The organism is Pseudonocardia halophobica (assembly GCF_027922425.1).
Lineage (GTDB): Bacteria > Actinomycetota > Actinomycetes > Mycobacteriales > Pseudonocardiaceae > Pseudonocardia > Pseudonocardia halophobica.
The window spans coordinates 11,850-32,788 of the sequence record NZ_BSFQ01000002.1 but is presented as its reverse complement, the minus strand read 5'-3'; the positions used below and the strand labels follow the sequence as shown (position 1 = coordinate 32,788).

Annotated in this window: 21 protein-coding genes; 14 read left to right on the top strand and 7 right to left on the bottom strand. The window is 73.6% G+C overall.

Annotated features, from left to right (window positions below; all coding sequences use genetic code 11):
• Positions 1 to 6 precede the first annotated feature (6 nt).
• Positions 7 to 462: a universal stress protein gene (locus PKE99_RS02530; RefSeq protein ID WP_037040123.1), complete on the bottom strand. Its 456-nt coding sequence runs from the start codon at positions 460 to 462 to the stop codon at positions 7 to 9.
• 258 nt (positions 463 to 720) lie between these two features.
• Between PKE99_RS02530 and PKE99_RS02525 the strand changes: the two genes are divergently transcribed.
• From PKE99_RS02525 to PKE99_RS02480, 10 genes are all read left to right on the top strand, one after another.
• Positions 721 to 1,953 carry a cation:proton antiporter gene (locus PKE99_RS02525; RefSeq protein ID WP_037039577.1) on the top strand — a complete coding sequence of 411 codons (1,233 nt, stop codon included), beginning with the start codon at positions 721 to 723 and terminating at the stop codon, positions 1,951 to 1,953.
• A 104-nt stretch (positions 1,954 to 2,057) separates the two neighbouring features.
• Positions 2,058 to 2,651 (top strand): hypothetical protein, encoded by a 594-nt coding sequence (locus PKE99_RS02520; protein ID WP_051736590.1) that lies wholly within the window; start codon positions 2,058 to 2,060, stop codon positions 2,649 to 2,651.
• 159 nt (positions 2,652 to 2,810) lie between these two features.
• Entirely contained in the window at positions 2,811 to 3,044 is a 234-nt protein-coding gene (locus PKE99_RS02515) for a hypothetical protein (RefSeq protein WP_037039575.1), read from the top strand.
• A 239-nt stretch (positions 3,045 to 3,283) separates the two neighbouring features.
• Positions 3,284 to 3,619 (top strand): DUF3040 domain-containing protein, encoded by a 336-nt coding sequence (locus PKE99_RS02510; RefSeq protein ID WP_037039573.1) that lies wholly within the window; start codon positions 3,284 to 3,286, stop codon positions 3,617 to 3,619.
• A 756-nt stretch (positions 3,620 to 4,375) separates the two neighbouring features.
• Positions 4,376 to 5,554 carry an FAD-binding domain gene (locus tag PKE99_RS02505; RefSeq protein WP_037039571.1) on the top strand — a complete coding sequence of 393 codons (1,179 nt, stop codon included), beginning with the start codon at positions 4,376 to 4,378 and terminating at the stop codon, positions 5,552 to 5,554.
• Positions 5,555 to 5,561: 7 nt separating this feature from the next.
• Positions 5,562 to 6,182, top strand: a complete 621-nt coding sequence (locus PKE99_RS02500) for a TetR/AcrR family transcriptional regulator (RefSeq protein ID WP_037039569.1) — start codon at positions 5,562 to 5,564, stop codon at positions 6,180 to 6,182.
• 142 nt (positions 6,183 to 6,324) lie between these two features.
• The gene (locus tag PKE99_RS02495) at positions 6,325 to 7,401 is read left to right on the top strand and encodes an NAD-dependent epimerase/dehydratase family protein (protein WP_037040119.1); all 1,077 of its coding nucleotides are present in this window, start codon (positions 6,325 to 6,327) and stop codon (positions 7,399 to 7,401) included.
• A gap of 47 nt (positions 7,402 to 7,448) precedes the next feature.
• Positions 7,449 to 8,096, top strand: a complete 648-nt coding sequence (locus PKE99_RS02490; RefSeq protein ID WP_037039567.1) for a glycosyltransferase family 2 protein — start codon at positions 7,449 to 7,451, stop codon at positions 8,094 to 8,096.
• The gene (locus tag PKE99_RS02485; RefSeq protein ID WP_081923657.1) at positions 8,093 to 8,833 is read left to right on the top strand and encodes a TIGR04282 family arsenosugar biosynthesis glycosyltransferase; all 741 of its coding nucleotides are present in this window, start codon (positions 8,093 to 8,095) and stop codon (positions 8,831 to 8,833) included. The genes PKE99_RS02490 and PKE99_RS02485 overlap by 4 nt, the downstream gene beginning before the upstream one ends.
• Positions 8,830 to 9,477 (top strand): methyltransferase domain-containing protein, encoded by a 648-nt coding sequence (locus PKE99_RS02480; protein ID WP_037039566.1) that lies wholly within the window; start codon positions 8,830 to 8,832, stop codon positions 9,475 to 9,477. Before PKE99_RS02485 ends, PKE99_RS02480 begins: the two co-directional genes overlap by 4 nt.
• An 8-nt stretch (positions 9,478 to 9,485) precedes the next feature.
• Here the strand turns inward: PKE99_RS02480 and PKE99_RS02475 are convergent, their stop codons facing one another.
• Positions 9,486 to 10,544 (bottom strand): sensor histidine kinase, encoded by a 1,059-nt coding sequence (locus PKE99_RS02475; protein WP_156066995.1) that lies wholly within the window; start codon positions 10,542 to 10,544, stop codon positions 9,486 to 9,488.
• A 2-nt stretch (positions 10,545 to 10,546) separates the two neighbouring features.
• Positions 10,547 to 11,245 carry a response regulator transcription factor gene (locus PKE99_RS02470; protein ID WP_197040402.1) on the bottom strand — a complete coding sequence of 233 codons (699 nt, stop codon included), beginning with the start codon at positions 11,243 to 11,245 and terminating at the stop codon, positions 10,547 to 10,549.
• 122 nt (positions 11,246 to 11,367) lie between these two features.
• Between PKE99_RS02470 and PKE99_RS02465 the strand changes: the two genes are divergently transcribed.
• Both PKE99_RS02465 and PKE99_RS02460 read left to right on the top strand, forming a co-directional pair.
• Entirely contained in the window at positions 11,368 to 12,576 is a 1,209-nt protein-coding gene (locus tag PKE99_RS02465; protein WP_037039564.1) for a molybdopterin-dependent oxidoreductase, read from the top strand.
• Positions 12,573 to 13,007, top strand: a complete 435-nt coding sequence (locus PKE99_RS02460; RefSeq protein ID WP_037039563.1) for a hypothetical protein — start codon at positions 12,573 to 12,575, stop codon at positions 13,005 to 13,007. The genes PKE99_RS02465 and PKE99_RS02460 overlap by 4 nt, the downstream gene beginning before the upstream one ends.
• Here PKE99_RS02460 and PKE99_RS02455 read toward each other — a convergent pair.
• Positions 12,979 to 14,325 carry a hypothetical protein gene (locus PKE99_RS02455; protein ID WP_051736589.1) on the bottom strand — a complete coding sequence of 449 codons (1,347 nt, stop codon included), beginning with the start codon at positions 14,323 to 14,325 and terminating at the stop codon, positions 12,979 to 12,981. The two genes, PKE99_RS02460 and PKE99_RS02455, sit on opposite strands and share 29 nt — an antisense overlap.
• Positions 14,326 to 14,517: 192 nt before the next feature.
• Here PKE99_RS02455 and PKE99_RS02450 point away from each other — a divergent pair, with 192 nt between their 5' ends.
• Entirely contained in the window at positions 14,518 to 15,120 is a 603-nt protein-coding gene (locus PKE99_RS02450; RefSeq protein ID WP_037039561.1) for an RNA polymerase sigma factor, read from the top strand.
• Here PKE99_RS02450 and PKE99_RS02445 read toward each other — a convergent pair.
• From PKE99_RS02445 to PKE99_RS02435, 3 genes are read right to left on the bottom strand one after another with little or no spacing between them, the layout of a single operon-like run.
• Positions 15,117 to 17,354: a winged helix-turn-helix domain-containing protein gene (locus PKE99_RS02445; protein WP_037039560.1), complete on the bottom strand. Its 2,238-nt coding sequence runs from the start codon at positions 17,352 to 17,354 to the stop codon at positions 15,117 to 15,119. The two genes, PKE99_RS02450 and PKE99_RS02445, sit on opposite strands and share 4 nt — an antisense overlap.
• Before the next feature lie 53 nt (positions 17,355 to 17,407).
• Positions 17,408 to 19,246 (bottom strand): glycoside hydrolase family 15 protein, encoded by a 1,839-nt coding sequence (locus PKE99_RS02440; protein WP_037039559.1) that lies wholly within the window; start codon positions 19,244 to 19,246, stop codon positions 17,408 to 17,410.
• A 55-nt stretch (positions 19,247 to 19,301) separates the two neighbouring features.
• Positions 19,302 to 19,508, bottom strand: a complete 207-nt coding sequence (locus PKE99_RS02435) for a hypothetical protein (protein WP_156066992.1) — start codon at positions 19,506 to 19,508, stop codon at positions 19,302 to 19,304.
• A 68-nt stretch (positions 19,509 to 19,576) separates the two neighbouring features.
• Here PKE99_RS02435 and PKE99_RS02430 point away from each other — a divergent pair, with 68 nt between their 5' ends.
• Positions 19,577 to 20,938 (top strand): dihydrolipoyl dehydrogenase family protein, encoded by a 1,362-nt coding sequence (locus PKE99_RS02430; RefSeq protein WP_037039551.1) that lies wholly within the window; start codon positions 19,577 to 19,579, stop codon positions 20,936 to 20,938.
• Position 20,939 lies beyond the last annotated feature (1 nt).

Sequence of the window (20,939 nt, the reverse complement as noted above, 5' to 3'; positions counted from 1 at the left end):
TGCCGATCAGTCCGGCCCGGACGCAGCGGGCACCAGCACCACCGGACAGTCGGCACGATGGAGGCAGTGCAGGACCCCCAAGCCGCGCAGGGCCCCGGCCAGGGCGCCGTGATGCCCGTTGCCGAGCACCAGGACCGCCGCACCATCGGACCGGTCGAGCAGCACCTCCGCCGGGTCACCAGGCATGACGTGTTTCTCCAGCCGGTGCGAATGGTCCGGGCCGAGCGTGTCGTTCACCGTCTCGTCGAGCAGACGGGCGGCCACCTCGTGGAGGTCCTGGGGCGGTACGAGGTCCGTCGCCGGCGACATGATCCGCCCCGGGCCGACGGGCTGCACCGCCGGTTCCCACGCGGTCACCGCCCGCAGGGTCCCGCCGGTCAGCTCCGCGTAGCAGGCTGCCCACCTCAGCGCCGATTGCGACTCGGCCGAGCTGTCGACCCCCACGACCACTGTCGTCGTCATCTCCACGTCCTCCTCCCTCGCCCGGGCGGTACCGGCATTCCAGCTACCCCAAGGGTGTAGCCGGCTCGCCCGGAGACCATCGGTGGACGGGCGAACCGTAAGGAGACCGGCAGCCAACCTTGCGAGCACCTTCCGCGAGCCCGGGATGACGTTCGCGATCGGCCTCGACGGGTACCACGCCCGGGCACGTGCCCTTCAACCCCGGGGGACGGTGGTCGACCGGCCACGAACGAGCAGCGACGAGGAGGACGGCCGCCCGTGATCCCCGTACTCGCCTTCGGCGTGGTGCTCCTGATCAGCGTCCTGTTGTCGGGTCTCGCGGCCCGGACCGTGCTGTCCACCGCGCTGCTGTTCCTCGTCGGCGGGGTCCTCATCGGACCGGCGGCCCTCGGCCTGATCGACCTCGATCCGCAGGGCGGCGCCATCCGCACGCTCGCCGACCTGGCCCTGTTCACCGTGCTGCTCACCGACGGCCAGCGCGCCAACCTGCCGGCCCTCCGAGAAGGCTGGCGCCTGTCGGGACGGGCGCTCGGTGTGGGCATGCCGCTCACCATGGTGCTGGTCGCGGTCCCGGCCCACTATCTCGCCGGTCTCGACTGGATCACCGCGCTGCTCGTGGGGGCGATCCTCTCCCCCACCGACCCCGTCTTCGCGTCCGCGTTGGTGGGCAAGGAGGCGGTGCCGCTCCGGCTGCGCCGGCTGCTGAACATCGAGTCCGGCGTCAACGACGGTCTCGCGCTCCCCTTCGTGCTGATCTTCCTGGCACTCGCCGAGCACGAGCAGGCCCACTTCGGCCTGATCCTCGCCGAGCTCGCCGGCGGTCTCGCGCTCGGTGTCCTCCTCCCCGTCGTGGTGTCGCTGGTCCTTCGCCTTCCCTTCCTCGGCGCGGAGGCGCGGCTGCAGCCGCTCGGCCCACTGGCCGTCGCCGTGATCCTCTACGCGCTCTGCGACCTGACGCACGCCAACAGCTACCTCGCGGCGTTCGCGGCGGGCTCCACCCTCGCCACCCTCTCCCCGCAGGCGGCGGAGCGCTACGAGCGCTTCGGCGACCTGCTGTCCGAGATCGCCAAGTTCGCGGCGCTGCTCGTCTTCGGCACCCTGATCACGACCGACCGCCTGGCGGCCCCCGGCCTCGGCGGCTGGGTCACGGCCGTGCTCGCGATCGTGCTCATCCGGCCCGCGACCGTCCTGCTCTCGCTGCTGCGCAGCGAGATGCCGTTGCGGGAACGGGCCACCGCCGCCTGGTTCGGGCCGAAGGGCTTCGCCTCGGTCGTGTACGGGCTGATCGTCCTGCAATCCGGCATCCCCGGGGGCGAAACCGTCTTCGCGTTGGTCGTCGTCACCATCGCGCTCTCGATCGTCCTGCACTCCTCGACCGACGTCCCCGTCGCCCGGGCGTTCGACATGGAGGACGTCGCCCCGACGTTCAACCTCCCCGACCCGGGGCCGGACCGGCAGTCCCCCGCGCGCTCCCGGGACGACCCGGACTGACCTGTTCGGGAATCGCACCCGCCGGGGCGGGGCCCGCCTGCCATCGGAAGGCGATCGTCAGTCGCGGCCGAGCCGGGTACGGGCCGACAGGGGTAGACGGCAGCGTGTCCGCACAGCACATCCGTCACGAATCCGACCGGTCCGGCGACGACAGCGGCGCCACGACGCGCGTCTCGGACCAGCCCGACCGGACACGCGGCGAGCGCCGACGGGGCGCCGTCGGGTGGGTCCTCTGGGGCCTCCTGTCCGGCTTCCTGGCCGGCGTCGCCTTCATCGCCCTGCAGGCCTGGTACGTGATGGTCGGCGGAGGGGGCGTCCTCACTTCCTTCCGCACCGTCGCCACCCTCGTGGAGGGGCCCCCTCCGGGTTCGGCCACCGTCTGGGTCGGGATGCTCGTCCACTTGGTGGTCGCCGCGGGGCTGGGGCTCGTGTTCGCAGCCCTGCTGGCTCCGCTGCGTCGTCGCTCGGCCGGTTGGCTGGCCTGGGCCGGACTCCTCTACGGAGCCGCGGTGTACGTCGTCGACCTCCAGATCCTCAGGGTGGTCCCGTGGTTCTCGGCGTTCCTCGGGACCAACCAGGCCTTCGAGGCAGCCGCGCACCTCGTCTTCGGAGCGGTGCTCGGCGCGCTGACGCTGCTGGCGAAGCCGCGGTCAGGCCGACCGCGCCTTCCCGACTCGCCTTCCGCCCCGATGTCCTGACCGGACCCGAGCCCGGCGCGACTCCGTCGCGGACCGCAAGACGACCGACAGCTTCCGTTGCGGCACAACGCCCGTCGGAGTCGATAGCGTCGAGGGTGACGTCGGTGCCGTGTCCGCGCGGGTGCACCGATGGTCGGTCCGGACGGAGGAAGAGGTGCGATGACCACCGAGAACCGAGGCTCGACCGCCCTGCGTGAGCAGATCCGCGGCCCGCTGGCCGAGGAGTTCGCCGACCTCGTGCCGGCCGGCCTCGTCCAGGCGGAGGTACGGCGGGCCGAGGGCGACCTCCGCGGCGAGGTTCCGGGAGGCGCCCTGCCCGAACTCGTGCACCGCCTCGCCCGGGAACGGCTCCGGCAGCGCGTTCGGGCGGGGGCGCGCCTCGCCCGATCCTGACGGCCGGTCGGAGCCGGGCGGATGTCGCAAGGGGACCGCAAGGTGCGATTCGTCCGGACTCGGGCACGCTCTGCGGTGGGTGGAGCCGAACAGCAGCGTTGCCGTTCCCTCCCCCAGCGGCCGCCGTCGCCGCGCATGGTGCCCCCGGGACCCGTCGCCCAGGTGAACGCCGGGGTCCCGGGGTCGCCCCACACGGAGCCGGCGATCCCGACCCGAGTCCCGAGTGCCCGGAGGCCACGATGCCGAGCGCCTTCCCGCCCCCACCGTCACCGCCGCCGGGGCGCGACCCGGGGCCGCCCCTGACCGACCACGAGAAGCACCTCCTCGCAGACCTGGGCTGTGATCTGCAGGCCAATGACCCCGGCCTGGCCGACGAGCTGTCCGGCGGTCCCCGCGAGTGGCCCGCCTGGCTGACCTTCGACCGCGTCGTCCAGGTCCTGGCGGTCCTCGCGGTGATCGTCGTGCTGCTGCCCGCCGACTGGGCCGCGCTTCTGCTGATCCTCGCCCTCATGATCGGCCTCCCGCTGATCCTGCTGCTGGTGGCCGAACGGCGCGCACGAGGCCCGGACGGGTAGCCCTCCCGGCAGGGTGTCCCGGTCAGCCGTCCTGCTGGTGTCCTCGGCCTCCGGGTCGCCGCGGCGCCGCTGCAGCAGTTCGGCGAGCACCATCTCCGCGGTCTCGGCCAGCAGGTAGACGAGCCCGGCGCGGCCCCGCCCACCGGCCACGCCGCCCAGCCTCGCAGCACGACGGCGGCCCCGGCCGCAGCGAGGATCGACAATGCGACCGACACGAGGTTCTGCGCCGTGCCGAGCATGGCCACCTCGGACAGCACCGCGCCCACCCGGATCCGGAAGCCTGCGGTCACCAGCGCCTGCACCCACCCGAGCGCGGTCGCCGCCGACCCGGCGAAGGACAGCACCACGAGCACGCCCAGGACAGCACGACGAGCACGCCCGGTGACCCGACGAGCGTCTGGACGACGCCGAAGGACCCGGTGATCGCGATGGAGATGCCGAACGCCGACGACTTGTGCGCGGGCGAAAGCCTGGCCCGCGGGTGGCTGAGCGCGGAGTGGGCCGAAGCCGGCCGGCCCGCGGAGCGTCGCGAGCGCCTCTGTCGACCGGCGAGCCGGACAGGCCTGCCTCGGGCATCGAGGTGGACCGCGCAGTGGACGACGCGGACAGCACCGGCTCCTGACGCCCCCCGAGGGCCGCAGCCGGCAAATGAGGATCTGCGGTGGTGAGCACGCTCGTTCCGAAACTCCTCTGGCAGTCCGCTACGAGTCGACTGGCAGTCGAACCGGCGGTCCAGGAGGCGATGGGAGGTCGGACATGCGGGTGTTGATCAGTGGTGCCGGGATCGCCGGGCCCACGCTGGCCTACTGGCTGCGACACCTGGGGCACGAGCCCACGCTCGTCGAGCGGGCACCGGAGCCACGTCGCGGCGGCTACCTCGTCGACTTCTGGGGTACCGGCTTCGACGTCGCCGAGCGGATGGGCATCGTCCCGGAGCTCCACCGCCTGGGCTACCGTCTGACCGAGGTCCGCTCCGTCGACCGGCACGGTCGACGGGTCGCCTCGTTCGCGGCCGAGGCGGTCGTGGGCCTCGGCGACCGCTACGTCACCATCGCCCGCTCCGACCTGGCGTCGGCCACCTTCTCTGCATTGGACGGATGCGTCGAGACGATGTTCGGCGACACGGTCGCCGCGATCGATGACGATGGCGGAGCCGTGCACGTGAGGTTCGAGAGCGGGACGCGACGAGACTTCGACCTGGTGGTGGGCGCGGACGGCCTGCACTCCCGAGTGCGCGAGCTGGCGTTCGGCGCGCAGGAGCGGTTCGAGCGCTACCTCGGCATCGTCGTCGCCGTGTTCGACGTCGCCGGATACCGCCCTCGCGACGAGCTCACCGCTGTCATGCACGCCGACGTCGGGTTCCAGCTGCTACGGGTGTCGCTGCGCGACGACATCACGATGTTCTGCATCTCCCTGCGCGAGGAGGGCGGCGCATCGCTGGACTCCCCGCGCGAGCAGCAGGCGCTGCTGCACCGCCGGCTCGCCGGCGCGGGGTGGGAGACACCTGCGGTCCTCGATGCGATGAGGTCCGCACGCACGTTCTACTTCGACCGGGTGAGCCAGATCCGCATGCCGTCCTGGACGCGGGGCCGGGTCGCCCTGGTGGGCGACGCGGCGGCATGCCCGTCGTTCCTGGCCGGCCAGGGCTCCGCGCTGGCAATGATCGAGGCCTACGTCCTGGCCGCCGAACTGGCCCAGGCGGACGGCGACCACATCCGGGCCTTCGCCCGCTACCACGAGCGCCTCGGCCCGATGCTGCGATCCAAGCAGGACGCAGCGAGGGGCCTCTGCTCGGCATTCGCGCCGCGGACGCGGGCGGCGTTGGTGGTGCGCAACACTGCGATGAGGCTGATGGGGCTCCCGTACGTGCCGAACCTCGTCATGGGCCGCAGCCTGCGCGACGGCGTCGAGCTGCCCGCCCTGCCGGCTGCCTGAGGCGCCCGTGGTCCGCCCCCGCTTCGCCAGGCTTCCTCCGGCGCAACAGCAGGCGATCCTGGGCGCCGCGCTCGACGAGTTCGCCGCCCACGGCTTCCACGACGCCTCGCTCAACCGCATCATCTCCGCCGCCGGCATCTCCAAGGGCTCGATGTACTACTACTTCGACGGAAAGGAGGACCTGTTCGCACACGTCGCGCACGTCGAGTTCGAGCGTCTGCTCGCCGACATCGGGCCCCTTCGCCTGGCGGGCGAGCTCGGGCCGGACGCCTTCTGGTCAGCCGTGGAGCGCTACTACCGGGACTCCGTCGCGCAGCTGACAGCCTGCCCGCGGCTGGCGTCGCTGGTACGGGCCTGGCTGAGGGCATCGGACCAGCCCGCCCTGCAGCGGGCGCAGCAGGAGCTGGAGGGGGAGGTCATGCCCTGGATCGAACGCGTCCTCGTCGCCGGCCAGTCCTCCGGCGCTGTACGCACCGACCTCCCGACCAGCCTGCTGATCGCTGTCGCACTCGGTATGGGCAGGGCAATGGACATGTGGCTGATGGCGCAGCCGCCCGCAGACGCCGCGGCACCGCCGATCGGCGCCCTGGTCGGGATGCTCCGCCGCGCCCTGGAGCCGCAGGCGTGAGGCCGTCCGCGGGTGGTTCCGACGCCCGCCGAGCCGGCACCAGGGCGGGAGCCGGCGCCTCACGAGGGCCCAGAGCTGCGCTTCTTACGGAGCGATGACGAGACGCACCCGCGGCGCGGGCGGCACTCTACGGTCGGAGATCGTGCGCGTTCTCGTCACCGGCGGTGCCGGGTTCATCGGGTCGCACGTCGCCGATCTGCTGGCCGCGGAGGGACATCAGGTCGTCGTGGTCGACGCCCTGCTGCCTCAGGCGCACGCCGCGCAGGCGCCGCCGTGGATCCGGGCGCACCGGTTCGTCCACGGGGACGTCCGGGACGCGGCGGTGCTGCGCCCCCTGCTGTCCGGGATGGACGCTGTGTGCCACCAGTCTGCGATGGTGGGGCACGGTGTCGACCCGTCCGACGCGCCGGACTACGCCGCGCACAACGACCTCGGTACAGCCGTGCTGCTGGCCGAGATGCATCGCGCCGGGATCGGCCGGCTGGTGCTGGCGGGGTCGATGGTGGTCTATGGCGAGGGGCGCTATGACTGCGCCGTGCACGGCACCGTCCGGCCCGGTCCGCGCGCCGTCGCCGATCTCGACGCGGGTCGTTTCGAGCCGCGGTGCCCGGCCTGCGGACGCGAGCTCGTGCCGGGCCTGGTATCGGAGAGCGCCCCGCCGGACCCGCGCAGCACGTACGCCGCGACGAAGCTGGCGCAGGAGCACCTGGCGGCGGCGTGGGCACGGCAGACCGGTGGTGCGGTCTGGTCGCTCCGGTACCACAACGTCTACGGGCCGCGGATGCCGTTCGGCACCCCGTACGCGGGCGTGGCGTCCCTGTTCCGCTCCGCACTGGAGCGCGGGGAGGCACCGCGGGTGCTCGAGGACGGGCGGCAGCGACGCGACTTCGTGCACGTCGCCGACGTCGCGGCGGCGAACCTGGCCGCGCTGACCGCGCCGGTCGACGGGTTCGCCGCCGCCAATGTCTGTTCCGGTGAGCCGCGCACGGTCGGGGAGCTCGCCATGGCGCTGGCGATGGCAATGGGCGGCCCGGAGCCGCAGGTCGTCGGGGGCGGGCGGCCGGGGGACGTACGACACGTCGTCGCTGATCCGGCATTCGCCCACGACCGGCTCGGCTTCCGGGCCCGGGTCGCGTTCACCGACGGGGTGACAGCCTTCGCGACGGACCCGCTGCGCGCGCCGGCGTCTCTCTCACGCCCGGCCGTCATCGATCGGTAAGCACCGGAACCCGGTCCGATACACGCTGCAGGACCGAAGATCAGAACGTGCACCGAGTCGAGATCGTCCTGCCCTGCCTCGACGAGGCCGAGGCGCTGCCCGGGGTCCTGACCGCACTGCCTTCGGAGTGGCCCGTCCTCGTCGTCGACAACGGCTCCTCCGACGGCACCGCGCAGGTGGCGCGGGCGCACGGCGCCCGCGTCGTCGTGGAGGATCGCCGCGGCTACGGCGCCGCCGTCCACACCGGGCTGGAGCACGCCGGCGCCGAGCTCGTCGCGGTCCTCGACGGCGACGGGTCGCTCGATGCCGACGTCCTGCCCCCGATGGCTGCGGTCGTCGCCGCGGGCCGGGTGGACCTCGCCGTCGGCCGCCGGATACCGGAGCCGGGCAGCTGGCCCTGGCACGCCCGCGTGGGCAACGCGCTGATCGCGGCCGAGCTGCGCCGGCGCGGGGTGCCGGTGCACGACGTCGCGCCGATCCGGGTGGCCCGGCGCGCGGCGCTGCTCGGGCTCGGGATCGTCGACCGGGCGTTCGGGTACCCGCTCGAGCTCCTGCTGCGTGCGGGCGCGGCCGGCTGGCGGATCGAGGAGGTACCGGTGCGGTACGCCCGCCGCGCGGGCGGACGTTCGAAGGTCTCCGGCTCGGTCGCCGGCACGGCGCGGGCGGTGCGGGACATGGCAGGGCTGCTCCGATGAGGGCGACCACGGCGGCGGGGGCGGCAGCGGCCGCGACGACAGCGGGGACGGCGGCGACCCTGCTCGTGCTGGCCAAGGCGCCGGAGCCCGGTCGCGTGAAGACGCGCCTGTGCCCGCCCGCCTCGGCCGAGGAGGCGGCCGATGTCGCCGCGGCCGCGCTGCTCGACACGCTCGACGCGACCGCGGCCGTGCCCGGCGGACGCACCCTCGTCGCCCTCACGGGCCGGCTGGCCGGCGCGGCCCGGCGGGTCGAGCTCCGCCGGGCGCTCGCCCGAGCCGGCCGGATTCGGCAGCGCGGTGACGGTCTGGGCGAACGTATCGTGGCCGCGCACGCCGACGCCGCCGCACGGCGTCCTGGGGTCCCGACCCTGCAGGTCGGAATGGACACACCCCAGCTCGACGTCCTGCTGCTGGTGGAATGCGTGGATCGGCTGCGGGGTGCCGACGCCGTTCTCGGTCCAGCGCGCGACGGCGGCTGGTGGGCGCTCGGGCTGCGCGACCCCCGCGCGGCCGGACCGGTCGCCGACGTCCCGATGTCCCGCGCCGACACGGGCGAACGCACGCTGCATGCCCTCCGCGCCGCGGGCCTGCGGGTGGCCCTGCTGCCCGAGCTGACCGACGTCGACACCGCGGAGGACGCCCGCTCCGTTGCCGCCGACGTTCCCGGCTCACGCTTCGCCCGGGCCGTCGAGCGCGTGGAGGCTCTCCACGCGGCGTCGTTCGGCGACGCCCGGTGACGTACGCGCTCCGCCCCGCCGCGTTCGACGCCCTGCTCACGGGCCGCACGCGCAGCTTCGTCCGGGACGACGGCCGGCCGCTGCTCCTGGACGCTGCCCGCTGGCGGGCTGTCGCCGACGCCGACGACGCCTGGCTCCTCGACCGGTGCACCGGACCGACCCTCGACCTGGGCTGCGGGCCTGGCCGGCTGGTCGCGGCGCTCGCCGCTCGCGGCGTCCCCGCGCTCGGCGTGGACAGCTCGTTCGTCGCCCGGGCACTGTGCCGCCGCCGGGGCGCGGCGATGGTGTGCCGGGACGTCTTCGGGCCCCTGCCCGACGAGGGGTCCTGGGCGCACGTGCTCCTCGCCGACGGCAACATCGGCATCGGTGGCGACCCCGTCCGGCTGCTCGCCCGCGTCGCAGCCCTGCTCGTGCCGGGCGGGACCGCGCTGGTCGAGGCCGGTCCCGAGCCGCGCGAGTTCTGGTCCGGCACGGCTCAGGTATCCGGTTCCGCGCGACGCCGTGTGGGTGCCGCCGTGCCGTGGGCGTGCGTCGGCGCCGAGGCGTTGTGCGCCCTGGCCGGGACCGCCGGCCTCATCCCGACCGCCTGCTCGGCAACGGCGGGTGGTCGGACGTTCGTGGAGCTCAGCCCGGTCGTCGGTTGAGGGCCCGGTCAGGCCTGGGCTACCGCGTGCGGCGGGACCGGCTCGAGTCGCAGCCCCGGCAGTGACAGCTCGAACAGGCAGCCGGGACCGTGGTTGCGCACCTCGAGGCTTCCGCCGTGCGCCTCGGCGAAGGCCCGCGCGATCGCCAGCCCCAGACCGGCTCCCGGCCCCTCCCGAGGGGTCCGGGCGGCGCTGCCGCGGAACCCGACGTCGAACACCCGGTCCAGGTCCTCCGCGGGAATGCCGCCGCAGCCGTCCAGGACTCCCAGCCGGACGCGGCCCTCGCGCATCCCGCCGGAGAGCACGACCCGGCCGCCCGCGGGAGTGTGCCGGATGGCGTTGGTCAACAGGTTCCGGATGGCGCGGGTCAGCTCGGCGTCGCTGCCGTGCACCACCGGCCAGCCCTCCGGGTCCTCCGCGACGATCCGCACCCCGGCCGCCTCGGCCGCGGGCGCCTCGGCGGCGACGGCGTCGGAGACCAGCTCTCCGAGCGCCACCGGGACGAGCCGTAGTGTCAGGCCCGCCGAGGTGGCGCGGGACAGCTGGAAGAGGTCCTCGACCATGCCGGCCATCCGGTTCGACTCGCGGCGGATCCGTCCGAGGTAGTCCTCGACCTCGGCCGGCTCGCGCACCACCCCGTCGGCCAGGGCATCGGTCATGGCACGGATCCCGGCGAGCGGCGAGCGCAGGTCGTGGCTCATCCACGCGACCAGCTCGCGGCGCGCCCGCTCGCCCCGTCGCACCGTCTCCAGCTCCGCGGCGCTCGCCTCCCGCTGCCAGAGCGCCTCCCGCGCGAAGCGGCTGCCGAGCCACCACGCCACGGGCACCGTGACCAGCCCGACCACCACGCACACCGCGATCGTCCCGACCAGCTGCGGGGTGTACATCAGCCCGCTCACCCCGACCACACCGCCGAGCGCCGCCGCCAGCGGGACCAGCGCCAGCGTCGTCATCGCCGCCGTGATCGACCGCCGCCGCATCCGATGCAGCAGCAACCCGCCGACGACCGTGACGGGCAAGGCGAACAGCAGCGCCAGCGGTACCGCCCGGGCGAGCTCGGTGAGCACGGTCAGCTCTCGCGGTCGTAGCGGTAGCCGGTGCCCCAGATCGTCGCGATCCGCCGGGGCGCCGTCGGATCGGTCTCCACCTTCTCCCGCAGCCGGCGTACGTGGACGGTGACGGTGGAGCGGTCGCCGAACTCCCACCCCCACACCCGGGCGAGCAGCTCCTCGCGGGTGAAGGCCTGCCCGGGGTGGGCCAGCAGGAATGCCAGCAGGTCGAACTCCCGGGCCGTGAGGGCCAGCTGGTGACCGTCGAGCACTGCGCTGCGGGCCGCCGGATCCACCCGGAGTCCCCCGTCGACCAGCACGGGGCCGGCCCCGGCAGAGGCCGTGCCGGTCCGACGCAGGATGGAGCCCACCCGCAGCACCAGCTCCCGCGGGCTGAAGGGCTTGGTGACGTAGTCGTCGGCGCCCAGCTCCAGACCGAGCAGTCGGTCGTCCTCCTCGCCGAGCGCGGTGAGCATGACGATCGGCGGGAGGTCGCCGTCGGCGCGCAGGGCCCGGCAGACCTCCAGACCCCCGAGCCCGGGCAGCATCAGATCCAGCACCACGACATCGGGCGGTGTGGTCCGGGCCGCCCGCAGCGCGCCCGGGCCGTCCGCCGCGAGTGCCACGCGATGCCCCGCGGCGCCGAGGTAACGGCCGACGACGTCACGGACGGTCTCGTCGTCGTCCACCACGAGGACACGGGCGCACACACGGCTCACGGTAGTCCCCGAACGCGCTCTCCCGGACCGGTTCGTCACCGGTCGGTAAGGGTCTGACGAGCTGCTTACCGATTCCCCGCAGCACCCGCGCGGCGGGCCTACCCGGCCTAGCGTCGCCGGCCATGCGGATCCGTTGGCGGAGCCCGATCCGGGGCCCGTGGCTGACGTCGGTGCTGGGGCTCGTGCTGCTGTGCGCACTCCCTCTGGTGATCGTGACCGGGCTGCTCGACTGGGTCGCCTACGGTCCCGGACAGACGATCCCGGCCGACGTCGGGGCCCTGCACCTCCCGCTCCTCGGCTGGCCGACGCGGCCGTCCTGGCTCTTCCGGCTCACCCAGGGACTGCACGTCGGCCTGGGAATCGTGCTGGTCCCGGTGGTACTGGCGAAGCTGTGGTCGGTGATCCCGAAGCTGTTCACCGCCCTCCCCCGCAACCCGCTCAGGGCCGCCGAGCGCGCCACGCTGGTGCTCCTGGTCGGCGGGATCCTGTTCGAGATCGTCACCGGGCTGCTGAACATCCAGTACGACTACGTGTTCGGGTTCAGCTTCTACGCCGCCCACTACACCGGGGCCTGGGTGTTCGTCGCCGGCTTCGTCCTGCACGTCGCCCTCAAGCTCCCGGCCATGACGCGCGGGCTCCGCTCCCGCTCCTTCCGGACCGAGCTGCGTACTCCGCTCGCGCAGACCCGGTCCGAGCCACCCGGTGACCTCGTCGCCCCCGAACCGGAGCCGCCGACGCTCAGCCGACGCGGCGCTCTCGCCCTCGTCGCCGGCGGATCGCTGCTGCTCGCCGGCATGACCATCGGCCAGACCGTCGACGGGCCGCTCCGCGCCACCGCCCTGCTCCTGCCCCGCGGGCGGACCCTGCCGGGGGACTTCCCCGTGAACCGCACCTTCGCCGCGTCCGGCATCGCCCCGGCCGCCGTGAGCGCGGGCTGGCGGCTCGAGCTCGGCTCGCTGCGGCTCACCCGGGCGCAGCTCATCGCGCTGCCGCAGCACACCGCTGCCCTGCCGATCGCCTGCGTCGAGGGCTGGTCGACCCAGCAGACCTGGAGCGGCGTGCGGCTGCGCGACCTCGCCGCGCTGGCCGGGGTGCCCGCACCGACGAGCGCGCTCGTGTCGTCCGTGGAGGTAGGCCCGTTCGCCCGGGCGACCCTGACCGGGGCGCAGGTGCGCGACCCCGACGCCCTCCTCGCGTTGCGCGTGAACGGCGCCGACCTCAGCCCGGACCACGGCTTCCCGGCCCGGGTGATCGTTCCGGCGCTGCCGGGCGTGCACTGCACGAAGTGGGTCCGCTCGATCGACTTCACCACGAGCGGGCCGCGGCCATGACCGGGCTGCGCGCCGCGGGAGTGCTGGCCTGCCTGGCGCTGGGTGCGTACGCGGCGACGATCGTGGTGCGGGACCCGTCGCTGCACCCGTCGATCCCCTGGATGCTCGCCTGGTTCGCCGGGGCGCTGCTTCTCCACGATCTCGTCCTGTTCCCCCTGTACGCCGCGGTCGACCGGATGCTCGTGCACCTGCCGGCGGCCCCGGTGCCGCTGGTGAACCACGTCCGGGTCCCGCTGCTCGGCGCCGGGCTCACGCTGCTCGTCTTCCTGCCCGGGATTATCCGGCAGGGCGGGCCCGTCCACCTCGGCGCGACCGGCCTCGACCAGGCCCCCTACCTGATCCGCTGGCTGTGGCTCGTGCTCGCGATGGCCGGAGCGTCCGCCCTGGTCTGGGTCGTGCGGGTCACCAGACGGTCAGCAGCAGGTGGTTGACGGCCAACGCCAGGACAGCCTGGGCCACCAGCCACCGCCGAGGATGCGAAAGCGCCCCGCATCCCACCACCGCCCAGACTGCGAAGGGCAGCCAGATCCGCTCCACCTCGGCCTTCGACATGCCCGAAAGGTCGGCCAGCACGATCGCCCCGAGCGCCGCGAGGACGAGGAACGCCGCCGGCCGCGGCAGCGCGGAGATCCGGTGCAGCGCCGCCACCACGGCCGGGCCGAGCGCGAACGCGACCGCCGCGAGGTCCGCCCACACGAAGTAGGAGTAGGGACGGCTCGCAGCGATGCTCGCCGCGTAGATCACTCGCACGTGCTCATAGCCCTTGACCCACCAGAACCCGGCAGCGGTGAAGGCTGCGACCACGACCACCACGCCTGCGAGTGCGCCGGCGAGCACACGCCACCGGCGCGTCGCCGCGAGGACCGCGACGGGGAACAGGCCCCCCAGCACCAGCCCGTAGGACAGGTACAGCGCGTACCCGAGCAGGAGCCCCGCCGCCAGCGCGAGGAGATCGCCCCGGACACCGCGCAGCGAGGCCGCCACCGCGACCAGCGCAACCCCCCAGGTGAGCCAGGCCGCGAACAGGCCGTCGGCCGAGACCCCCACCCACACTGCGCCCGGGAACAGCACCGAGAAGGGCAGTACGCGCCGTGCCAGGTCCTCCTGCCCCACGCCGCGCAGCGTGACCGCGACCGCGGCGCAGGCGGACGAGCCGGCCAGGATCACCACGATCCCGGCCGGTCCGCCGCCGTCGAGGCCGAGCCGGTCCAGCCACACGAACAGCAGGAACGCCCCGGGCGGGTGCCCGCCGACGTGCGTCGTCCAGAACCAGGTCTGCGCCGGGTCGACCTGTGTCGTGAGGATGTGGTCGGCGAACTCCCGCAGCATCGCCCCTACCGACGTCACTCGCGGCACGTCGTGCAGGTACTCCTGACTGCTCGAGAGCCGCGCGACCACGCCCCGCTGCCAGCCGTCGACCAACGCGAGGCTCAGGGTCCACGCCGACGCGGCCGCCCACGCGGTCCACAGCAGCGGACGCCACACCGCTCGGCCGGCGAGGCCCGGACCCCAGGCTGCCACGGCGACGGCCACGACCACAGCGGCCGGGGTCCCGGGTCCGACGTGCGGGAGCCACTCCGCCAACAGCGGCGGCCAGCCCAGGAAGATGTCGACCCCCGCCGCGAGCAGCCACCGCCCGACCACGGCTGCGACCAGCACCAACACCACCGCCGCGGACACCGCGACGACATCGCCGCGGCGCGCCTCGGTCCTGGTCACAGGGCCCACGCTAGGGATCAGCCCGTGCATGTGCCGTCGATGTCCCCAGTACGTAATCCGCCGCGTCCTTCGGCACGAGGTGGAGCCGCACGGTGGTCGGCAATGTGCGGACGAACGAGTCGTCACCTCCCCGCTTCACCCGGGTGAGAGCGTCGCCCGACGCTGACTCCGATCGCCTCGGCCTGCAGGCTCGGTGGCCAGGAGCTGCGCCGGAGGTCATCGATGTCGGTCACCGTCTCGCTGGATTTCCCGCTCACCGCTGAGGTGCCGGATGCGTGCCTCGTCGAGGGGCTGGCTGCCCGCGACGAGGACGCCTACCTCGTCCTCGTCCGCCGCTACACGCCGCTCATGCTGCGAGTGGCTGCCGCGTACGTGCGAGACCGCGCGGCTGCCGAGGACGTGGTCCAGGACACCTGGATCGCCGTGCTGCGCCATGTCGGCCGGTTCGAGGGCCGCTCCAGTTTCAAGACGTGGCTGATGCGGATCCTGGTCAACATCGCCCGTACGAGAGGGGGGCGGGAACGCCGGACCGTGCCGTGGTCGAGCGTGGCTGCGGACGCCGAGTGGTGGGACGAGTTCGTCACCGACGGCGCCGACGGCGAGCCGGAGTGCCGCCTACTCGCGGCGGAGGTGGCGGGGGCGATCGGACGCGCGCTGCGGTCGCTCCCCGAGCGCCAGCAGATCGTCGTGACCCTGCGAGACGTCGAAGGGTGGGAGGCCGGTGAGGTGTGCGAGGCGCTCGGCATCTCGCCGGGGAACCAGCGGGTTCTGCTGCACCGCGGGCGCGTCCGGTTGCGAGGTCTGTTGGCCGGACGCCTCAGTTAGAGCAGCCCGATTTCGCGCGCTCGGGCGACGGCATCGCCGCGGGACGACACTCCGAGCTTGCGGAAGAGCAGGCGGGTGTGGGTCTTCACGGTGTTGAGCGACAAGTGCAGCACGGCGCCGATTTCTCGCTGGGAGAGCGTGCCGGCCAGGAGGGGGAGAAGTTGACGCTCGCGCTCGGACAGACCTGACTCCTCGTCCTCGACGCGGCCGGCGTTCCGGCCGGGCCGGGCGCGTCGCGCCTGGGCGAGCGTGCTCGGGAGCCGGGCGGGATCAGGGCAGCCCCGTAGCAGCGCGGCGGCGTCGTCAAGCAGCGCCGTCGCTTCGCTGTCCGGACCGGCCAGCCTGGCCTGCACGGCGAGGGCGAGCGCGATCTCCAGCCGTCCGGCTCCGCGGCGGGCCAGTTGGACGGCACGAGCCGCCGACGTGGCAGCGGCCTGGGGCTGACCCGTGGCTCCGAGGAGCGTCGCGCGCGCGAGATGCGGAAGGCAGGCGACGAAGTGCTCGCCGACGGCCGGGTCGACGACCCGTGCCTCACCGACCGGCAGGATCCGTGCGGCCTCCGCCAGCTGACCGGCCTCGACGGCGGCCAGCGCGAGGTAGCCGAGCGCATACGTCTCGGCGAGCGGGTTCGTGGTGTGCCGGGCGAGGCGCACCGCCTCGCCGAGCGGCCGTCGCGCCGCCGTGAAGCGCCCCTGCCAATAGGCCGTCAACCCGAGCAGCAGGTGGGCAACGGTGCTGGCGAAGCTCGGTCCGCCGGAGTCCAGTTCCTGCACACGGCGGGCCGTGCTCGCCGCTGCACCCACGTCACCGATCTTGAAACGGTGGACGGCACGAAGGACGGCCAGGTCACGTCGGGTGTCCAGCCGAGGCGCTCCGTCCTCGGCGATCGCAGCGGCCGCCTCCCCGGCCGCCAGCCAGGGATCGACCTCGTCGAGTTGGCCTCGGTCGAGGAGGAGCCAGGCACGAGCTGCGCACAGCCGCGGGTCGAGGCGGACCGCGGCTGGGGGAAGGACGTCGAGCCAGGCCTCGACCGTGGCGAGCCGGCCGGCGTTGAACTCGACGTTCCAGTTCTCCGCGACCAGATCGGCTGCCCGGCCCGGTTCTTGGGCGAACGCGAGGTGCTCGATCGCCTCGCTGACCGAGCCGGCTCCGGCGAACCAGACAGCCGCCTTGCGGTGCAGCTCGGGGAGCGCGGCCGGTTCGACCAGGCTGAGCTCGTGCTCGAGCAGTTCACGGAACAGGCGGTGATAGCGGTACCACGGACCGGTTCCGCCGAGCCGGGCGACGAAGATGCCGGCGCGCTCGGCCTGGTCGAGCATCGCGGCTGCATCGGCCCGGCCCGTGAGCTCCTCGCACAGCGGTGGGCACAGGCGACGCAGGACGGAGGTGCGGAGCACGAAGTCGCGGAGCGCGTCCGGTAGCCGGGTCAGCACTTCGCTGCACAGGTAGTCCAGGATGTAGCGATCCGACCCGATGAGCTCGTCGATGAACGCTCCGGCAGCGTCTCGGGGCAGGCTGGCCAAGGAGATCGCAGCCAGCGAGAGGCCGGCCGGCCAGCCTTCGGTCCGTCGGGCCAGCCGGTGCACGTCCGACGAGCCGAGCGTCAGGCCGTGGACGTCCTTCAGCAGCGTGGCGACCTCCGCGTCGGTGAACGCCAGATCGTCGGCCCGCAGCTCGGAGAGGTCTCCGGCGGCTCGGAGGCGGGCCAGGGGCAGTGGCGGGTCGCCGCGGGTGGATACGAGTACGTGTGCAGTCCGCGGCAGGCGCTCGATCAGCAGGGCCACGGTCTCGTGGACCATGCGATCGGTGATCGTGTGGTAGTCGTCGAGGACGAGCACGACCGCGGTGTCCGCCCCCAGAAGTTCGTTGAGCAGCGACGGGAGCGCCGCGTCCCGCAGGGCGCGGGGGCCGGCGCGCAGCGCAGCCATGGCCTGCTCGCTCACCTCGGGGACACGGTCCCGGAGCGCGGTGATCACGTAACTCCAGAACAGGACCGGGTCGTTGTCCCCTGGGTCCAGTGCGAGCCAGGCCACCCGGACGCTCTCGGCGCAGGTGTCCATCCAGTCGACGAGCAGCGAGGTCTTGCCCCAGCCCGCTGGAGCGTCGACCACGGTCAGGCGGTGCTCGGTCGGCCGCAGCCGCGACACCAGGCGGGGGCGGCGGACGAGGCCGCGCCCCGCCGGGGGGTGCAGCTTGGTGGCCAGCAGGACCGGCCCCTCGGTGAGCACCGTCACCGGGCCAGCCTGCCGTAGGTCGGTGCACGCGGCCAGGATGCGGTTGGCCCCCCTCAGCCGGTCTGTTCGGCCCGGGCGATGGCCCAGGCGGCATTGATCAGCCCGATGTGGCTGAAGGCCTGGGGGAAGTTGCCGAGCAGATCCCCGGACTCGGGGTCGACCTCCTCGGCGAGCAGCCCGACGTCGTTGACGTAGCGGCCGGCCCGGTCGAACACCTGCCGGGCCCGCTCGTTCTGGCCGGACGCGGCGAGGGCCTGGGCGAGCCAGAAGGTGCACAGGAGGAAGGTGCCCTCCTCGCCCGCCAACCCGTCCGAGTTCGCGCCGGCTTCCGTTCGGTACCGGTAGACCAGCCCGCGGGCGTCGGTGAGCCGCTCGGCGACCGCGTCGATCGTGGCCAGCACCCGCGGGTCGTCCGCCGGGAGGAAACCGACCAGCCCGATCATCAGGTTCGACGCGTCGAGGTCGGGCGAGCCGAACGACTGGGTGAACGACTTGGCGGTGTCGCTCCAGCCCTGCGTGAGGATCGCCTCGCGGATCTCCTCGGCGGCCGCGCGCCAGCCGTCGACCCGGTCCTCGGCGCGCAGCGTGGCGGCCATCGCGATCGCGCGGTCCAGCGCGACCCAGCACATGAGCTTGGAGTAGAGGAAGTGCCGTGGTTGCCCGCGCACCTCCCAGATCCCCTGGTCGGTCTCCTGCCAGCGCCGGGCCGCGGCGTCGGCGCAGCCGATGAGGAACTCCCGCCACGCCGTCGCGCCCGGGTGCTCGGGATTGAGCTGGGCGACCAGCCGGTGCGCGGCGCCGAGCAGCTCCCCGTAGACGTCGATCTGGCGCTGGCTCCACGCGCCGTTGCCCACGCGGACCGGCCGGCTCTCCCCCCAGCCCGCCAGATGGCCGAGCTCCCGCTCGGTCAGGTCGTGTTCGCCGCCGATGCCGAACATGATCTGGAGGTCGTCACCGCCGAGGACCTGTGCCGCCGAGCTGGCGGCGAGGTAGTCGAAGAACTGGTGGGCCTCGTCCGGGCACGCAGCGACCCAGAGGGCTTCGAGCGTGAGGCTGGCGTCGCGTACCCAGGCGTACCGGTAGTCCCAGTTGCGCTCGCCGCCGGCCTGCTCGGGCAGAGAGGTGGTCGGCGCTGCGACCACCGCACCTGTCGGATGGTAGGACAAGGCCTGCAGGACCCGGCCGCTGTGGTGCACGAGATCGCGCCAAGGCCCCTGATACCCCTGGTGGACGCGGGACCAGGTGCGCCAGGCCTCGATCGTGGTCCGGAGCGCCTCGTCCAGTTCGGCCTCGGGCACAGGCGCCGGGAAGGGCTCGGACGTCGTGCGGTGCTGGAGCCCCAGCGTCACCCGCTCCCCTGCCCGCAACACCACTGTGCCGGTTGCGCCCGCGCCGGCGACCTGCAGGGGCACCGGGGCGGAGAGCACCAGCACGTCCGCGCCCCCGCGAACCTGCACGCCCCCCTCGACCAGCGAGACCAGCGGCGTCACCAGGCCGTACTCGGGGCGGGGCACGAGTTCGATCCGGACCTCGACGGTGCCGGCGGTGCACTCCACCGAGCGGACCAGCAGTCGCGGCGCGGCCGCGCAGAGGGCGTGGGGATCGTCGGCGGCACCGGTGGCGAGCGCGTCGAGCACGACGACGGTGCCGGCCGCGCCGCTCCAGGTCGTCTCCACCACCATCGTGTCGTCCAGGTAGCGGCGGCTGACCTCGGCGTCCGGATCGCCGGCGCAGACGACGAAGTGCCCGGCCCGTGGGTCCAGCATCCGCCCGAGCACCGACGGTGAGTCGAACCGGGGGGCACAGAGCCAGTCGACCGAGCCGGTCCGGCTGACCAGCGCAGCGGTGTGCCGGTCGGACAACAGTGCGTAGTCCGCGATCGGGGTGGTCATCGGTGTCCTCCTCGGGTCCGGTTTCACCCCTCAGACACCGCCGACCGCCCGAGCGTTACTCGGGTCGGTCCTGGAACACCCGCAGCAGCCGCAGCTCCAGATCAGGGTCGACACCGGGCTCGGCCCGCAGAAGTTCGACGGTACGGCGGCAGGTCGGGCAGCACCGCAGATGGTCGACGACCTCGGGCTCTGAAGCGCGGCCGAGCAGCGCCGCGACCTGCTCGGCCGTTCGCGGGCACTCACCACCGTTGAAGGTTGTCATCGCGACGCTACAGACTCCCGCACGACTTCAGACGTAACAGTCGCCGGAAGCATGCGCTCTGCACCGCCATGACGCACAGCGACACGGACGTGATCGTGATCGGGCTCGGCCCTGGCGGCGGTGAGGTTGCTTCCGGCCTGCTCGCCGGCGGACTTGACGTCGTCGGGGTGGAGCGCGAGCTGGTGGGTGGGGAGTGCCCGTACTGGGGCTGCATCCCGAGCAAGATGCTGGTCCGCGCAGCCGACGCGCTGGCCGAGGCCCGGCGGGTCCCGATGCTCGCGGGAGCCGCGCACGTGCGGGCCGACCTCGCGCCGGTCGCCTGCCGGATCCGTGAGCAGGCCACGGACGACTGGGACGATGCCGTCGCGGTGGCCCGGTTCGAGAAGGCCGGCGGGATATTCCTGCGCGGCTCGGCGAGGGTCGAGGGCCGGGCGCGCGTGCGGGTCGACGACGAGATCGTGCAGGCGCGGGTCGGTGTGGTCGTGGCGACCGGAGCCCGCCCGGTCCGCCCGCCGATCCCTGGCCTGGACACAGCCGGCTACTGGACCAACCGGGAGGCAGTCGCGGCCCGGGGCGCTCCGAGCTCCCTGCTGGTACTCGGGGGTGGAGCGATCGGGCTGGAGCTCGCCCAGGCGTTCGCACGGTTCGGCACCTCCGTCACCGTCGTCGAGGGTGCCGATCGGGTGCTTCCCGCGGAGGAGCCGGACGCTTCGGCGGTCGTGGCCGAAGCCCTGGGAGCCGACGGAGTGCAGGTGTGCACCGGCCGGCGCGCGGTGTCGGTCGCCACCACCGACGGACAGACCGAGACGACGCTGGACGACGGGACGGTCCTCAGAACCGAGAAGCTGCTCGTCGCCGTCGGCCGCCGACCGGACGCGCGCGGGCTCGGGCTGGAGCACTACGGACTCCAAGGCCCGGCGGTGCCCGTCGACTCGCGCATGCGCGCTGCACCGGGGCTGTGGGCGGTGGGTGATGTCACCGGCGGCGGCGCCTTCACCCATCTCGCCGTGCACCAGGCGCGCATCGCCGTCGGGGACATTCTCGGGCGTGAACCCGTCGAGGCAGCAGACGCGCCCCTGCCCCGGGTGACCTTCGTCGACCCGGAAGTCGGGTCCGTGGGGCTCACCGAGGCCACCGCGCGCGCGGCGGGTCTGCGGGTGCTCGTGGGCTGTGCACCCGTCGCCGCGTCGGCCCGCGGCTTCGTCCACGGACCGGGCAATGCCGGGCTGGTCAAACTCGTGGTGGACGCCGGACGCGGCCTGCTGGTCGGCGCGACCGCAGTCGGCCCGGCAGGAGGCGAGGTGATCGGCATGCTCGCACTGGCCGTGCACGCCCGGATCCCGATCCGCACGCTCCGCTCGATGATCCTCGCGTACCCCACCTTCCACCGCGGCGTGCTCGACGCGTTCGCCGCCCTCGAGCAGGAGTGAG

Coding starts and splice junctions, on each gene's coding strand:
- PKE99_RS02505 (WP_037039571.1), top strand. CDS start 4,376: ATGCGGGTGTTGATCAGTGGTGCCGGGATCGCCGGGCCCACGCTGGCC.
- PKE99_RS02455 (WP_051736589.1), bottom strand. CDS start 14,325: ATGCACGGGCTGATCCCTAGCGTGGGCCCTGTGACCAGGACCGAGGCG.
- PKE99_RS02465 (WP_037039564.1), top strand. CDS start 11,368: ATGCGGATCCGTTGGCGGAGCCCGATCCGGGGCCCGTGGCTGACGTCG.
- PKE99_RS02450 (WP_037039561.1), top strand. CDS start 14,518: ATGTCGGTCACCGTCTCGCTGGATTTCCCGCTCACCGCTGAGGTGCCG.
- PKE99_RS02515 (WP_037039575.1), top strand. CDS start 2,811: ATGACCACCGAGAACCGAGGCTCGACCGCCCTGCGTGAGCAGATCCGC.
- PKE99_RS02460 (WP_037039563.1), top strand. CDS start 12,573: ATGACCGGGCTGCGCGCCGCGGGAGTGCTGGCCTGCCTGGCGCTGGGT.
- PKE99_RS02435 (WP_156066992.1), bottom strand. CDS start 19,508: ATGACAACCTTCAACGGTGGTGAGTGCCCGCGAACGGCCGAGCAGGTC.
- PKE99_RS02530 (WP_037040123.1), bottom strand. CDS start 462: ATGACGACGACAGTGGTCGTGGGGGTCGACAGCTCGGCCGAGTCGCAA.
- PKE99_RS02510 (WP_037039573.1), top strand. CDS start 3,284: ATGCCGAGCGCCTTCCCGCCCCCACCGTCACCGCCGCCGGGGCGCGAC.
- PKE99_RS02440 (WP_037039559.1), bottom strand. CDS start 19,246: ATGACCACCCCGATCGCGGACTACGCACTGTTGTCCGACCGGCACACC.
- PKE99_RS02485 (WP_081923657.1), top strand. CDS start 8,093: ATGAGGGCGACCACGGCGGCGGGGGCGGCAGCGGCCGCGACGACAGCG.
- PKE99_RS02430 (WP_037039551.1), top strand. CDS start 19,577: ATGACGCACAGCGACACGGACGTGATCGTGATCGGGCTCGGCCCTGGC.